This window comes from Microbacterium sp. 70-16 (assembly GCF_001898315.1).
In the GTDB taxonomy this organism is placed as follows: Bacteria; Actinomycetota; Actinomycetes; order Actinomycetales; family Microbacteriaceae; genus Microbacterium.
The window spans coordinates 36758-51805 of the sequence record NZ_MKTQ01000020.1; the positions used below are offsets into that span (position 1 = coordinate 36758).

12 protein-coding genes and 1 pseudogene are annotated in these 15048 nt (G+C 70.3%); 6 read left to right on the forward strand and 7 right to left on the reverse strand.

Going from position 1 to position 15048, the window contains the following annotated elements; all coding sequences use genetic code 11:
- Window positions 1–19: 19 nt before the first annotated feature.
- Window positions 20–388, reverse strand: coding sequence for a DoxX family protein (locus BGO46_RS10020; RefSeq protein ID WP_292676844.1), 369 nt, complete (start codon window positions 386–388; stop codon window positions 20–22).
- A 123-nt stretch (window positions 389–511) separates the two neighbouring features.
- Between BGO46_RS10020 and BGO46_RS10025 the strand changes: the two genes are divergently transcribed.
- Complete coding sequence (locus BGO46_RS10025; protein WP_292676842.1) at window positions 512–1498, forward strand: o-succinylbenzoate synthase; 987 nt, start codon at window positions 512–514, stop codon at window positions 1496–1498.
- Here BGO46_RS10025 and BGO46_RS10030 read toward each other — a convergent pair whose 3' ends face one another.
- Complete coding sequence (locus BGO46_RS10030; RefSeq protein WP_292676840.1) at window positions 1499–2128, reverse strand: TetR/AcrR family transcriptional regulator; 630 nt, start codon at window positions 2126–2128, stop codon at window positions 1499–1501.
- A gap of 129 nt (window positions 2129–2257) precedes the next feature.
- On the opposite strand from BGO46_RS10030, the gene BGO46_RS10035 reads away from it, so the two are divergent.
- On the forward strand, window positions 2258–5212 hold the full coding sequence (locus tag BGO46_RS10035; protein ID WP_292676838.1) for an MMPL family transporter: 2955 nt from the start codon (window positions 2258–2260) through the stop codon (window positions 5210–5212).
- The gene (locus BGO46_RS10040; protein ID WP_292676836.1) at window positions 5209–7437 is read left to right on the forward strand and encodes a YhgE/Pip family protein; all 2229 of its coding nucleotides are present in this window, start codon (window positions 5209–5211) and stop codon (window positions 7435–7437) included. Before BGO46_RS10035 ends, BGO46_RS10040 begins: the two co-directional genes overlap by 4 nt.
- Window positions 7438–7846: 409 nt before the next feature.
- Here the strand turns inward: BGO46_RS10040 and ccsB are convergent, their stop codons facing one another.
- The 5 genes from ccsB to BGO46_RS10065 form a co-directional block, all read right to left on the reverse strand.
- Entirely contained in the window at window positions 7847–8938 is a 1092-nt protein-coding gene (ccsB, locus tag BGO46_RS10045) for a c-type cytochrome biogenesis protein CcsB (protein WP_292676834.1), read from the reverse strand.
- 68 nt (window positions 8939–9006) lie between these two features.
- Entirely contained in the window at window positions 9007–10728 is a 1722-nt protein-coding gene (locus BGO46_RS10050; RefSeq protein WP_292676832.1) for a cytochrome c biogenesis protein ResB, read from the reverse strand.
- A complete protein-coding gene (locus BGO46_RS10055) occupies window positions 10709–11461 on the reverse strand; it encodes a cytochrome c biogenesis protein CcdA (protein ID WP_292676830.1) in 753 nt (250 codons plus the stop codon). The genes BGO46_RS10050 and BGO46_RS10055 overlap by 20 nt, the downstream gene beginning before the upstream one ends.
- 10 nt (window positions 11462–11471) lie before the next feature.
- Entirely contained in the window at window positions 11472–12059 is a 588-nt protein-coding gene (locus BGO46_RS10060) for a TlpA disulfide reductase family protein (RefSeq protein WP_292676828.1), read from the reverse strand.
- Window positions 12059–12688, reverse strand: a complete 630-nt coding sequence (locus tag BGO46_RS10065; RefSeq protein WP_292676826.1) for a histidine phosphatase family protein — start codon at window positions 12686–12688, stop codon at window positions 12059–12061. The genes BGO46_RS10060 and BGO46_RS10065 overlap by 1 nt, the downstream gene beginning before the upstream one ends.
- Before the next feature lie 74 nt (window positions 12689–12762).
- Between BGO46_RS10065 and aspS the strand changes: the two genes are divergently transcribed.
- The 3 genes and pseudogenes from aspS to BGO46_RS10080 form a co-directional block, all read left to right on the forward strand.
- A complete protein-coding gene (gene aspS, locus BGO46_RS10070) occupies window positions 12763–14106 on the forward strand; it encodes an aspartate--tRNA(Asn) ligase (protein WP_292676824.1) in 1344 nt (447 codons plus the stop codon).
- 88 nt (window positions 14107–14194) lie between these two features.
- Window positions 14195–14377 (forward strand): YegP family protein, encoded by a 183-nt coding sequence (locus tag BGO46_RS10075; protein WP_292676822.1) that lies wholly within the window; start codon window positions 14195–14197, stop codon window positions 14375–14377.
- A gap of 174 nt (window positions 14378–14551) precedes the next feature.
- A pseudogene (locus BGO46_RS10080) lies at window positions 14552–15048 on the forward strand (ABC transporter substrate-binding protein); the annotation flags it as partial.

The window sequence follows — 15048 nt, forward strand, 5'->3', positions numbered from 1 at the left end:
CCGAGCCCCGGCCGGTTCATCAGCCGAGGACGACGAGGAAGCCCAGCACGGCGCTTGCGATCGAGAGCACGGCCAGGACGAGGCCCGGGGCGACCGACTCCTTGCGGCGGGCGTGCGTCGCCGTCGCGCCGATCATGATGATCGCGAGGCACACGGCGGCGATCGGCGTGAGGATTGGGGCGATGCCGGTCAGCAGCGGGACGATGAGGCCCACGGCACCGATGACCTCGGCGATGCCGATGAGCTTGATCGACGGCGAAGAGAAGTCCTCGGTCCACGCCATGCCGTTCGCGGCGAGCGCTTCCTTCGGGCGGGCGGCCTTCATGGCACCGGCGGCGAGGAAGGCGAGGGCGAGGAGGATGTTGACGATCCAGAGGGCGATGGTCATGCGCGGGTTCCTTTGTTGGTTACTCTCAGTAAGCAACCCAATGATGCGTCATCATCGAGGCGCGTACAAAAGGCACACCCGGGTAACCAGCGCACAAACGACGCACGCGGCAGGATGGATGCCATGAGCCTGCCACCGCTGTCGGAGCTGCACGAGACGGCGCGCGTCGTCTCGCTGCCGCTGGTCACCCGCTTCCGCGGTGTCGAGCATCGCGAAGCACTGCTGCTGCAGGGACCGGAGGGCTGGACCGAGTTCTCGCCGTTCCTCGAGTACGAGGATGCCGAGGCTGCCGCCTGGCTCGCTGCCGCACTCGACTTCGGGTGGCACGCGCAGCCGGCATCCGTTCGCGATGCCGTGCCCGTCAACGCGACCGTTCCCGCGGTCGCCGCTGCGGAGGTCGCCGGCGTGCTCGCGCGGTTCGACGGGTGCCGCACGGCGAAGGTGAAGGTCGCCGAGCGCGGACAGACCCTCGCCGACGACGTCGCCCGCGTGCGCGCGGTGCGCCAGCAGCTCGGCGCCGAAGGGCGCGTGCGCCTCGACGCCAACGGCGGCTGGAACGTCGACGAAGCCGAGCACGCCGTGCACGCGCTGTCGGAGTTCGACCTCGAATACCTCGAGCAGCCGTGCGCGAGCGTGGACGAGCTCGCCGAGCTGCGCGAGCGGATCGCGGACTGGGACATCCCGATCGCAGCAGATGAAAGCGTCCGCAAGGCATCCGACCCGCTGGCCGTCGCGCGCGCGGGCGCGGCCGATCTCATCGTGGTGAAGGCGCAGCCGCTGGGCGGCGTGCGACGCGCGCTGGAGATCGTGGCCGAGGCGGGCCTGCCGGCGGTCGTCTCGAGCGCGCTCGACACCAGCATCGGCCTGTCGATGGGCGTGGCGCTGGCCGCCGCGCTGCCCGAGCTGCCCTACGACTGCGGGCTGGGGACGGCGTCGCTCCTCGCGGCCGATGTCACCGCCCGCCCGCTGCGCCCGATGAGCGGCACGCTGCCGGTCGGCCGCGTCGAGCCCGACCCCGGGTTGCTCACGCGGCACGAGGCATCCGCCGACCGCCGCGAGTGGTGGCTCGCCCGCCTCGATCGCTGCCACGCCGTGCTCGCCGCGGGTTGACTACGCGGGCATCTCGACGAGCAGCCCCACGATCCGTTCGAGGCGGTCGTTCATCATCTCGGTGACTTCGGCCGCCGAGCGACCCTCGAGAGTTCCGCGCGCGCACGTGTCATCGGAGACGTCGACGAGTAGCTGCGCAGCCTCGGCTATCGGCAGGCGCAAGCGCAGGCCGAACGCGTCGGCGACGTGCGCGATGATGCCCTCGATGCGCGAGCGCAGCACCTCCTGCCAGGCGAGGTAGGCGGGGGCGAGCTTCGGGTCGCGCAGCGCCTGCGTGCGGATCTCCGACACGAGCTGCGGTTCCATGCGCTCGCTGATCGACGCCCCGACGACCTGCCGCACGAGCCCACGGACATCGACGATCGGGTCGGGTGCAAGATCGCGCACACGCACCGCGACCTCGTCGAGCTTCGCACTCGCCAGCTGCGTGATCAGGGCCAGGAACAGCTCGTCCTTCGACTCGAAGTTCGAATAGAACGCGCCGCGCGTGAACCCCGCGCGCTCACAGATCATCTCGACCGACGCGGCATCCATGCCGACCTCGGCGAACACCTCGTGCGCAGCGTCGAGCAGCCGCGCTCTCGTCTGCTCGCGGCGCCGCGAGCCGGGCTTGCTGGTCACATCGACCACGACGTCTCCTTCCCGCCATCTTCACACCGAGTCCACAGACTTGCGGACCGGAACTCTTCTAGGATACATCTATGTATCGGATACAGCGCTGTATCGAATCCATCTGAACCACCACCCACCGGAGCGCACGTGTCCACTCTCCTGTACTCGCTCGGCCGCTGGTCGTACCGCCACCCGTGGCGGGTCCTCGTGTCGTGGCTGCTGCTGCTCGGCATCGTCGGCGGCGCCGTCGGCCTCGGTGTCGCGGGCGGCGCGGTCAAGGGCTTCGACAACTCGTTCACGATCCCCGGCAGCGAGGGCCAGGAGGGCATCGAACTGCTCGCGCGCACCTTCCCGCAGGCGAGCGGCACGAGCGCCCAGTACGTCGTCGTCGCGGCCGACGGCGACCGCGTCGACGAGGCCCCGTACACCGACGAGATCGCGTCGGTCGTCGACGAGCTGGGCACCCTCGACGGCGTGCTCGCCGTCACCGATCCGTTCGACGACATGGTCTCGGGAATGATCAGCGACGACGACCAGGCGGCGCTGATCCGCCTGCAGTTCGCCGGCACGGTGACCGATGTGCCGGATGCCACCAAGACGGCCCTCGAAGACATCTCGGCATCCCTCGGCGCCGCGCTCCCCACCGGTTCGCAGGTCGTCGTCGGCGGCGACCTGTTCTCGACGTCACTGCCGGCGCTCTCGCTCGTCGAGGTCGTGGGCGTCCTGATCGCCCTGTTCGTGCTGATCGTGACGTTCCGCTCGCTCGCGGTCGCGTGGTTCCCGCTCGTGAGCGCCCTGATCGGCGTCGCCCTCGCGATCGCGCTCATCTTCGCCTCGACCGCTTTCGCGACGGTGTCGTCGACGACGCCCATGCTCGCGATCATGCTCGGGCTCGCGGTCGGCATCGACTACGCACTGTTCATCGTCGCCCGACATCAAGACCAAGTGCGCGCGGGAACCGCCCCCGAAGAGTCCGCCGCGCGCGCGACCGGCACGGCCGGATCGGCCGTAGTGTTCGCCGGCGTCACCGTGCTGATCGCCCTGATCGGCCTCGGCTTCGCGGGCATCCCGTTCCTCACGACGATGGGCATCGCCGCGGCGGGTGCCGTCGCTGTCGCCGTCGTCGTCGCACTCACGCTCACACCGGCGCTGCTCGGTTTCGCCAAGGAGAGCGTCGCGGGCTGGCCGCGCCGCCTCGGCCGCGGCGTGCGGGTGCGCCGCCGCGCGGCCGCCACTCCTGCCGGGCTCGCCGCCGCCGGCGCCGAGGCACAGACCGAGCCCGAACCGACCGCCGAGATCGCGGATGCCACTCCCCCGAGCGCCCCCGCACACGCGCCCGTCGCGAAGACGAACGCGTGGGTGAAGCTCGTGACGCGGCATCCGATCATCACGACCGTCGCCGTCGTCGTGACGCTCGGCGTCATGGCGATCCCCGCCGCGAGCCTGCAGCTGGCCCTGCCCAACGCCGGCATGCAGCCGACCTCGAGCGAGGCGCGGCAGACCTACGACCTCACGGCGGAGTACTTCGGCGCAGGCGCCAACGGCCCGCTCATCCTGACCGGGACGATCGTCACCTCGACCGACCCGCTTGGACTCATTGCCGACCTCAAGGCCGAAGTCGAGCAGATCCCCGGCGTCAAGGAGGTCGCCCTCGCGACCCCCAACGAGACCGCCGACACGGGCCTCATCCAGATCGTGCCCGAGACGGGCCCCGACGACCCCGCGACGGCCGACCTCGTGCGCGACCTGCGCTCGCACCACGACGAGTGGCTCGAAAAGTACGGTGTCGATCTCAAGGTCACCGGCTTCACGGCGATCGCGATCGACATCTCCGACAAGCTCGGCGCCGCACTGCTGCCGTTCGGCCTGTTCGTGGTCGGCCTCTCGTTCATCCTGCTGATGATCGTGTTCCGGTCGATCTGGGTGCCGCTGAAGGCGACCGCCGGTTACCTGCTGTCGATCCTCGCCGCCTTCGGCGTCGTCGCGGCCGTCTTCGAGTGGGGCTGGCTCGCCGACGCGCTGCACGTGACGCGCACCGGCCCGGTCATCTCGTTCATGCCGATCATCCTGATGGGCGTGCTGTTCGGCCTCGCGATGGACTACGAGGTCTTCCTCGTCTCGCGCATGCGTGAGGACTTCGTGCACGCCCGTCGCGCCGCGAAGGCCGCCGGTGAGCGGTTCGACGCACGGGCTGTCGCCCTCGCGGCCGTGCGCAGCGGCTTCACGGCGTCTGCCCGCGTCGTCACCGCCGCCGCCATCATCATGTTCGCCGTCTTCGCCGCGTTCGTCCCCGAAGGCGACACGTCGATCAAGCCGATCGCACTGGGCCTCGCCGTCGGCATCGCCGTCGACGCGTTCCTCGTGCGCATGACACTCGTGCCCGCGGTCATGGCGCTGCTCGGCGACAAGGCGTGGTGGATGCCGCGCTGGCTCGACCGAGTGCTGCCGCACTTCGACATCGAGGGTGAGGCCGTCGAGCGCGAACTCGCCCTGGCAGAATGGCCCGCCCCCGACTACACCGGGCCGCTGGCCGCCGAAGGACTCACGGTGCGCGCCGAAGCCGGACGCGGCGTCGGCGAGGTCGACCTGTTCACGGATGCCACCGTGCAGCTCGACCAGGGCGACACGCTCATCGTCACGGCGGCCGACCCACGTGCGGGGCGGGCATTCCTGCTCGCCGTCGCCGGGCGTGTGGAGCCCAGCGCCGGCCGCCTGCGCGTCGCCGGGCACCTGCTGCCCGCACGCGGGCCCTGGGTGCGGGCGCACGTGGGCGTCGCGCTGCTCGACGGCGCCGCCGACCCGCTGCGCGAGCTGCGCCGCGCGCTCGCCGGCGGCACGACCCTCGTCGCGATCGACGGGATCGACGTGCTCACGGGCGCCGACCGCGACCAGGCCGCCGCACTCTTGCGCGATGCGACCGAGCGGGCGGGCGCCCGCGCCGCCGAGGGGGGCCGCACACCCCGGCATCCGCTCACGATCGTCGCCTCGGCCCGCCCCGAGGGTGCCGCCCTCGACATCCTCGCCGATGCCCACCGCACCAGCGTGACCGCACTGGCCCTGCAGACCCGCGCCTCCGACATCTCGACCCAGGTGATCTCATGACTCTCTCCCTCGAACGCGCACGCTCGCGCCGCCCCGTCACGTGGCTGACGCTGCTCGGCGTCCTGCTGCTGCCCGTCGTCATCGGCGGCCTCCTCATCGCCGCGTTGTACAACCCGGTCGAGCGTCTCGACGCGATGAACGCCGCCATCGTCAACAACGATGAGCCGGTGACCATCGGCGACCAGTACGTGCCGCTCGGGCGCCAGCTCACGGCGGGCCTGGTCGAAGGCTCGGACGACATCGCGAGCAACCTCACCTGGACGATCTCCAACGACGACGACGCCGCCGCGGGGCTCGCCGACGGCACGTATGACGCGGTCATCACGATCCCGGCGAACTTCTCCGCCGCGGCGACCTCGACGGCAGGGGCCTCCGACGGCTCGGGCGGCACCGCCGAGCAGGCGACGATCTCGGTGACCACCTCACCCGACAGCCGCATCGTCGACGACGCGATCACCTCGCAGGTCACGCAGGCCGCCGCCGGACTCATGGGCCAACAGCTGTCGACTGTCTACCTCGAGAACGTGTTCCTCGGGTTCACGACGCTCTCCGACCAGCTCGGCACGGCGGCCGACGGCGCGCACCAGCTCGCCGACGGCGCGGGCCAGGCATCCGACGGTGCCGTCTCGCTCGCCGACGGCGTGCAGCAGCTCTCCGACGGCGCGGGCTCGCTCTCGAGCGGTCTGGGCCAGCTCTCGTCGGGCACGGCCCAGTACACCGCCGGCGTGAGCGCGCTCGCCGACGGCCTGGGCCAGCTCGCGTCGGGCAGCTCACAGTACGCCGCGGGCGTGCAGGCGTACGCCGCCGGCGCGCACCGGTCAGCCGCAGGACTGTCCGAGCTCTCGCAGGGCGCGGACCAGCTGGTCGGCCCCAGTCAGCAGCTCGCGGCCGGACTGCAGCAGTTCGCCGACCAGGTGCAAGGCGTCAGCATTCCGCAGGAAGTCATCGACGCCGCGAACTCCGCCGCCGCGAACGGCGAGCAGCTGAAGCAGGATGCCGCGGACAGCGTCGCGCGCCTGCAGCAGCTCGCCGCCGACTGCACCACGAACGGCTACCCCGCCGAGTTCTGCACCGCGCTGACGCAGGCCGCCGACAGCGCGCAGGCCGCGCTGCCGCAGGTCGATGAGATCATCGGCAACTCGCAGCAGATCGCTGATGGCCTCACCCAGATCAACCAGCTGCCCGACTCGACAGCGCAACTCGCCGCCGGAGCGGCCGGCCTCTCGCAGGGCATCGCCGGCATCGCCGGCGGGCTCGATCAGGCCGCCGCCGGCGCGCAAGACCTCGCCGACGGCGCGGACGGCCTCGCCACCGGGGCCGCATCGCTGGCATCCGGAACCTCGCAGTCCGCGTCGGGCGCCGCACAGCTCGCCGCGGGCGGATCGACCCTGGCATCCGGAACGGCGCAGTCGGCGTCGGGAGCCGCGCAGCTCGCCGACGGCGCATCGAGCGCCGCCGACGGCGCGAGCTCGCTCGCGGACGGTGTGGGCGAACTCGCAGACGGCACCTCGTCGCTCGCCGACGGCCTGACGCAGGCGGCCGACGCCGTGCCGTCATACACCGAGCAGCAGGCGACCGATCTGGCATCCGTCGTCGTCGACCCGGTCAGCGCACAGGGCACGAACACGAACCTGTTCGGTGCGTCGGCGATTCCGCTGCTCGCGATGCTCGCGCTGTGGTTCGGCGGCCTGGCATCCTTCATCGCGCTGCAAGCCGTGCCGCGGCACGCGCTGAGCTCGCGCCGGCCGTCGGCGCTGCTCGCGCTGCGCTCGCTCGCGCCGGTCGCCGCCATCGGCGCCGCGCAGGGTCTGCTCGTCGCGATCGTCGTTCAGTTCGCGGCCGACTACGACGCCGGCGCCTGGTGGACCTTCGCGGGTCTCGCCGTCGTCGCGGGCGTGGCCTTCGCCGCCGTTAACCAGGCGCTCGTCGCGGTGTTCGGCGGCGCGGGCCGGTGGGTCTCGGCGCTGATCGGCGTGCTCGCCGTCGCGACGGGCGTCGTGTCGACGATCCCGGGGGTGCTCGCGTCGATCGCGTCGCTCATGCCGACGGCGCCCGCATACAACGCGATGCTCGCGGCGCTCACGCCCGCCGGAGGACTCGGCGCAGGCCTGGCCGGAATGATCATCTGGGCGGGCCTCGCCTTCGTCGCGACCGTCATCGCGGTGGGCCGCCGCCGCACCGCGAGCACGCGCGAGCTGCTCGCGGCATCCCCTGCCCTCGCGTGAGGTTGGTGTTGGCGCTCGCGTGAGGTTGGTGTCTGGTCGGCGGTTGGTGTGTGGTCGGTCGCGCCGTGCAGGTGGCGACAATCCAGGTGGCGCTGCGGACCAGCTCAGCGCCCGTGAGATGGTCGGGCGCGCCACCTGAAATCAGTGCCGGCAATCGGGGTGGCGCTGCGGACCAGCCCGGCGGGCGTGAGATGGTCCGGCGCGCCACCTCGATCTGGCTGAGCCTCAAATGGTTGGCGCAGATGGGCCCCTAGGCCCAGGCGAGGTAGGCATTCGCGCCATCCAAATGCGAGCCCGCTCAAATGGTTGGCGCAAATGGGCCCCTCAGCGCATGCGAGGTGCGCATTCGCGCCATCAAATCCACGAGGGATGCCCCACGCGAGCACCCCCACGGGGCGCGAGCCCCGCCTCAGCTCAGGCCGCTGTAGACGTGCAGGCCCTTGAAGAACATGTTGACGATCGTGAAGTTGAACATGACGGCCGCGAATCCCACGATCGACAGCCAGGCCGAGCGCGTGCCGCGCCAGCCGCGCGTCGCGCGCGCGTGGATGTAGCCCGCGTACAGCACCCAGATGACGAACGTCCAGACTTCCTTGGTGTCGAAGCCCCAGTAGCGGCCCCACGCGTCGTTGGCCCAGATGGATCCGGCGATGAGCGTGAACGTCCAGAAGATGAACCCGATGATCGCGAAGCGGTAGGCGAGCGACTCGAGGGCATCCGACGAGGGCAGTGTGCGCAGGAACCGCGGGCCGGTCTTGCCGGTCTTGCCGGCAGCGCCGGCAGCGCCGGCAGCGCCCGCACCGGCCACCGCGACCTCGTCACCGGTGGTGGATGCCTCATCGGCCGCCACCGCCAGACGCTCGCGCCGCGCCTGCAACAGCTGCGTCACCGACAGCGCGAACGCGAGCGCGAAGAGCGCCGTCGCGAGCGACGCGACGAAGACGTGGATGACCAGCCAGACGCTTTTCAGCGGGTCGGACAGCGGCACGACGATCGTGTAGAACCAGATCGCGGTCGCGCCGAGGAGCACCGTGACCAGGCCCGTGATGAACGTGCCGAGGAACCGCAGGTCGTACTTCAGCAGCACGAAGAGGTACACCGCGATGATGAGCATCGTGCCGGTGAGGGCGAACTCGTACATGTTCGACCACGGCACGCGCCCCGCCGCGATGCCGCGGGTGATGTCGGCGCCGACGTGGAAGAGGAAGCCCAGCACCGTCAGCGACGTGCCGATGCGCGCCCAGATGTACCGCGGGCGCGCGCCGGGGCGAGCCTCGACGGCGGCGAGCGCCGCGTCTTCCTGCGCGCGCACGCGCGAGATCGTCGAGCCGCCGGCGGCGACGAGTTCGCGCACGGGCGCGGCATCCTTCGCCTTGACGGCGAGGTCAGAGCGGCGCGCCAGGTCGACGGCGTAGGCCACGAAGGCGAGGGCGTAGATCGCGATCGCGGTCCACACCAGCAGGACCGAGACAGAGTCGAGCGAGAATTCGGCTTCGGGCATGCGTGCAAGTCTACGCGGCGCGTCGAGCGGATGCCCGGGTCAGCACGGCCGCCCAGGATGCCCGCGGGTCAGGCCTTCTCGCCGTCGAGGGCCGTCTCGAGACCGCGCTGCAGGTCGGCGACCGCGACGGCGATCGCCGGGTCCTCACCGCGCGCAAGACCCGCGTACTCGATGCGCACGCCGCCGTCTGCGGGCACCGCCTTGACCCATAGCCGGCGGCGCGGCACGAACAGCGCCGCGAGCAGACCCAACAGGGCGATGACGGCGAATGCGAGCACGAAGGGCGCGCCGACATCGCGGTGGATCGACAGCGAGACGTAGCGCTTGACGGTCTCGGCGCCACCGTTCGCGGTGTTGTCCTCGAACGTGATCGTGCCCATGTCATTCGGCAGGTCGACGGTCTGGCCGGGCTCGAGCTGCAGCGCCGCGACGTCGCTCGTGCTGCCGGCGAGCAGGGTCATCTCGGACGGATCGAGGGCGTAGACGTTGCGGGCCGTGCCGTCGTTGATGCCGAGGTCGCCCGCGTAGACCCAGAACGTCAGCAGGGGGCTCACGAGGGCCGGGTAGGCCGAGGTCAACGCTCCCGAGTGCAGCGTCATCGCGGTCGGGTAGAAGAATCCGACGAGCCCGAGCTGGTCGCTCAGGCCGTCGGTGATCTTCACGACGCCCTGCGAAGTCATGTTGGCATCCTGCGGCAGGAACTCGACGTCCTCACGGAAGACGACGTCGCCGTCGGGGTTTCGCACCGTGATCGTCGGGGCGTAGCCGTTGCCCATCAGGTAGATGCGGTCGCCGGCCATGTCGAGCGGGTGGTTGACGCGGACGGACTGCTCCTTGGCATCCTGCCCCGGCTCGCGCGTCGTGAGGTTCGCCGAGAAGTCGCCCGCCATGCCCTGGCCCGACTCGCCGACCGGCACATAGCTGACGTCGAAGCTGTCGAGCGTCAGCGAATACGGGGGCAGCGCCTCGGAATCGACGAAGCGGCCCGGGTTGAACGACGTGTAGCCGAGGCCGAGCGAGTTGACGAAGCTGTCGCCCTCGACGATGACGGTCTGCCCCGTGTAGGTGAGTCCGCCGCCGACGCCGACCGAGATCAGCACGCCGACGAGCGCCGCGTGGAAGACGAGGTTGCCGGTCTCGCGGGCATACCCGCGTTCGGCCGAGACCGACGCGACCGCGGGGCGGCCGCCCACCGCGGCGGTGTCGTACCGCTCGACGCGATACCCGGCCTTGCGCAACTGCGCCTGGGCGACATCGACGATGTGGGCGGCGGATGCCCCGGCATCCGTCCCCTCGGCCACCGGCCGCAGCGTCTCGGCGTGGTCATCGAGCCGCGACAGGCGCGCGGGCGTGCGCGGCGGGCGCGCCTTGAGCGCCTTGAAGTGGTGCTTCGTGCGGGGCAGGACGCACCCGATGAGCGAGATGAACAGCAGGATGTAGATCGCCGAGAACCACGCCGACGAGTACACGTCGAACAGCTGCATGCCGTTGAGGACGGGGTACAGATCGGGGTTCTTCGTCTGGAAGTCGATCACGCCGTTGGGGTCGGCCGTGCGCTGCGGGAAGATCGAGCCCGGAATCGCGGCGATCGCGAGCAGCAGCAAGAGGACCAGCGCCGTGCGCATGCTCGTCAGCTGGCGCCAGCCCCAGCGCAGCCATCCGACGAAGCCCAGCTGTGGCTGCGTGATCTCGCGCGTGCCGTCGGCGTGGTCGGAGGGACGCAGCGGGTCGGTGCCGGGCCCCTCGACAAGCTCGGGGGCCAGGGCGGGGTCAGAGGGGGAGTTCGACACTGCCGATCACCCCCGTCAGCTGTGACATGACGGCCGTCCACACGCCCGTGACCATGAGGATGCCCAGGACGACCAGCAGCACGCCGCCGATGATGTTCACGGTGCGGATATGCCGCCGCAGGAATGCGACCGAGCGCGTCGCCCAGCCGAAGCCGACGGCGAGCAGCAGGAACGGGATGCCGAGGCCGAGCGAGTACGCGACGGCGAGCAGCACGGCGCGGCCGGGGTCGGCCTGCGTCAGCGAGATCGAGAGGATCGCGGTGTAGGTCGGGCCGATGCACGGCGCCCAGCCGATGCCCATCGCGATGCCGAGCAGAGGTGCGCCGATCAGGCCCAGTCCGCTGCGGACCTCGGGCTTCATCGTGCGCTGCGCGAACCCGAAGACGCCGAGGAAGACGAGTCCCATCGCGATGACGACGACGCCGAGGATCCGCGTGATGAGGTCCTGGTACTGGATGAAGAAGCGACCGAGGGTGCCTGCGAGCACACCCATCGCGACGAAGACGAGCGTGAACCCCGCGATGAACAGCAGGACGCCGCCGACGAGCCGACCGCGCGGTGCCCGCGCCTGCGTAGCCGCGCGAGAGCCGCCGACCGACCCGCCGAGGAACCCGAGATAGCCGGGCACGAGCGGCAGCACGCACGGCGAGAGGAACGACACGAGCCCGGCGACCAGGGCGATGGGGATCGCGAGCCACAGCGCTCCGTCGAAGACGATCGACCCCGCGTTCACGAGGCCCCGCTCACGAGTTCTCCGCGATCACGTCGTTCACGATCGTCTTCAGGATCGAGGCGCTCTCGACCTGCCCGATGAATCGCGCCGCGACGCGGCCCTGCGCGTCGAGGACGAGCGTGATCGGCACGGACTGCAGCGGCGTCCACGAGGCGAACGCGAGCTTCAGGTCGGCGTCTTCGCGTGCGAGCAGCGATGGGTAGGTGATGCCGTAGGTCTCCTCGAACGCGGTGGCCTGCTCGGGGCCGTCATAGATGTTGACCCCGAGGAAGTGCGCGCCGGTCGCCTGGAAGGTCTCTTCCAGCATGGATGCCTCGGCCCGGCACGGGCCGCACCCGGCGTACCAGAAGTTCAGCACCAGCACGTCGCCCGCGTAGTCGGCGCCCGTCACCGTGGAGCCGTCGACGGCCGTGCCGGTGAACTCCACGGCATCCCCGCGCTCGTCGACCGGGATCTCCTGCACCCGACCGTCGCCCGAGATGAACCCGGTGTCGCCGCCCTGCTGGTACTGGCTCACGAGGTCGTCGTTCGCGCTCGTGCACGCCGCGAGCGTCAGCGCCAGTGCGACCGCGCCGATCGCCGCGATGAATTTCCGCATCACACCGCCCCCACATCCACGGCGCCCGCCGTCGTCGCCGGCTCGGCGTAGGCGACCTCGCGCCACACGCCGCCGGTCCGCTCGAAGCTCGTGACGCTCGACAGCGCGCACCGACGCTTGCGCGGATCGTGCTTCAGCTGCTCGCCCGCGACGGCGAGGTGCGTGATCCAGATCGGCAGCTGGTGCGAGACGATGATGATGTCTCCCCCGTCGGCTTCGTTCCAGGCCTCCGTCATCGCGGCATCCATGCGCGCGACGACTTCGAGATACGGCTCGCCCCAACTGGGGATCGACGGCCGCACGAGGTGGCGCCAGTTGGCGGGGTTGAGCACGGCGCGCTTCATGCGCTTGCCTTCGAAGACGTTGGTCGGTTCGATGACGCGCTCATCGATGACAGCCTCGAGGCCGAGCAGCTCGGTGAACGGTGCGGCCGACTCACGCGTGCGCTGCAGCGGCGAGGCGTACAGCGCGGTGACCGGGCGCCCCAGGCCCTGGACGTACTGCGCGGCAGCACGTGCCATCTGCTGTCCGTCCGCGCTCAGCGCGAAGTTCGGCAGCCGCCCGTACAGCACGCGCTGGGGGTTGTCGACCTCCCCATGACGCACGAGGTGGAGGCGATCAGCGGGCACCCGCCAAGTCTACGTGGCCGTGGTCTGTGGCTGGGCTGAGAGCGCAGCCGTCCGCTTAAGTAGACTGTTCCCTCGTGAGTGAACGCACCCTTGTCAGCCAGCTGCAGTCCCGCGAAGACGGACCCGTCCAGGTGTCCGGATGGGTCGAGACCGTCCGCGATCAGAAGAAGGTGCAGTTCGTCATCCTGCGCGATGAGACCGGCGCCGTCCAGCTGGTCAACCCCGCGACCCGGCCCGACCCGGAGAACGCCGACGGGCAGGATGCCGACGCGCTCGCCCTGACCGCGCTCATCTCCGAGCTGTCCACCGGCACCTTCCTGACGGTGACCGGCGAGCTCAAGCACGACGAGCGCGTCAAGCTCGGCGGCGTCGAGATCAAGATCGGTGCGCTCGACATCGCGGCATCCGCTCTGCCGGAGACCCCCATCGCCGCCGACAGCGGCCTCGACAAGCGCATGGACTGGCGCTTCATCGACCTGCGCCAGCGCCGCAACGCGCTCATCTTCCGCATCTCGACGACGCTCGAGCACGCGATGCGCAGCTACTGGGTCGAGCACGACTACGTCGAGCTGCACACCCCGAAGCTCATGTCGACGCCCGCCGAGGGCAACGCGGAGCTGTTCGAGATGGAGTACTTCGGCGAGCAGACCGCCTACCTCGCGCAGAGCCCGCAGCACTACAAGCAGATGGCGCAGGCCGCCGGCTTCGGCAAGATCTTCGAGATCGGCGACGTGTTCCGCGCCGACCCGAGCTTCACGAGCCGCCACGCGACCGAGTTCACCTCGGTCGACGCCGAGATCAGCTGGATCGACTCCTACGAGGATGTCGCCCAGATGCAGGAGGAGCTGCTCGCGACAGCGTTCACCGCCGTCGCAGAGAAGCACGGCGCCGAGATCAAGGAACTGTTCGACATCGACGTCGTCGTGCCGACGGTGCCGTTCCCGCGCATCCCGCTGGCCGAAGCCCGCGAGATCGTGAAGGCCCGCGGCTACGAGATCCCTCGCACCGACGGCGACCTCGACCCCGAGGGCGAGCGTCAGATCTCCGCGCACGTGCTCGAGACCTACGGACACCAGTTCGTCTTCGTCACCGACTACCACCCCGAGATCCGGCCGTTCTACCACATGCGCAACGCCGAGACGGGGCTCACCAACAGTTACGACCTGCTGTTCCGCGGAACCGAGATCACGACGGGCGCGCAGCGCGAGCACCGCATCGACGTGCTCGAGGCGCAGGCGCTCGAGAAGGGGCTGTCGCTCGAGGGTCTCGCGCACTACCTCGACTTCTTCCGCTACGGCGTGCCGCCGCACGGCGGGTTCGGCATGGGCCTTGCCCGCGTGCTGATGCTGATGCTCGGGCAGGACTCGATCCGCGAGGTCACGTTCCTGTTCCGCGGCCCGACGCGCCTGGCCCCGTAAGGGCGGATCGACTCTTCCCCACCGCAACCCGGCGCGCTAGCGTGAGCGTCGGATGTGCGACGGCGCCGTCCCCGATGAGAGGTGGATCATGGCTGGGAAGTTCGAACTGTGGACCGACAAGGGTGGCGACTGGCGCTTCAACCTGAAGGCGGCCAACGGACAGGTGATCGCGACGAGCCAGGGGTACTCCTCCAAGGCGAGCGCCCTGAACGGCATCGAATCGGTGCGCACGAACGCGCCCGACGCCGAACTCGTCGAGGTCGAGAAGTAACACACGGCGTTCTCGCGAAGGGTCCGCTCCGGCGGACCCTTCGTCGTCTTTCCCTCTCCTTTGCCGATCGTTCATCTGCGGCGCACGAACGGTCCATCCTCCGCCCGTAACGTCCTCTCGTCCCCGTTGCACGACCGCTCCCGCGTGCGTGCACCACCCGAGAGGAATACCCGTATGTCCCGTCTCGCGCTGCGCCGGATCGCTCCGGCCGTCGCTCTGCTCACCGCCTCGGCCATCGCCCTGGCCGCCTGCTCGTCGTCGTCGGATGCCTCCGACGGAGCCTCCGACTCCGCATCGGACGCCGCCACCGCCACGAGCGTCGCCGACTTCGGCACCTTCGCCGACCTCGAGACCGCCGCCAAGGCCGAGGGCAAGCTCAACGTCATCGCGCTGCCGCGCGACTGGGCCAACTATGGTGCGATCATCGACCTGTTCAAGGAGACCTACCCCGAGATCGAGGTGACCGAGCAGTCGCCCGACGTCTCCAGCGCCGAGGAGATCCAGGCCGCTGAGACCAACGCGGGCCTCGACACCGCTCCCGACGTCTTCGACGTGGGCCTGACCGTCGCACTGCAGTCGACCGACCAGTTCGCCGCCTACAAGGTGCAGACCTTCGACGAGATCCCGGATGCCCTCAAGGAGCCCACCGGCCTGTTCGTCGGCGACTACGG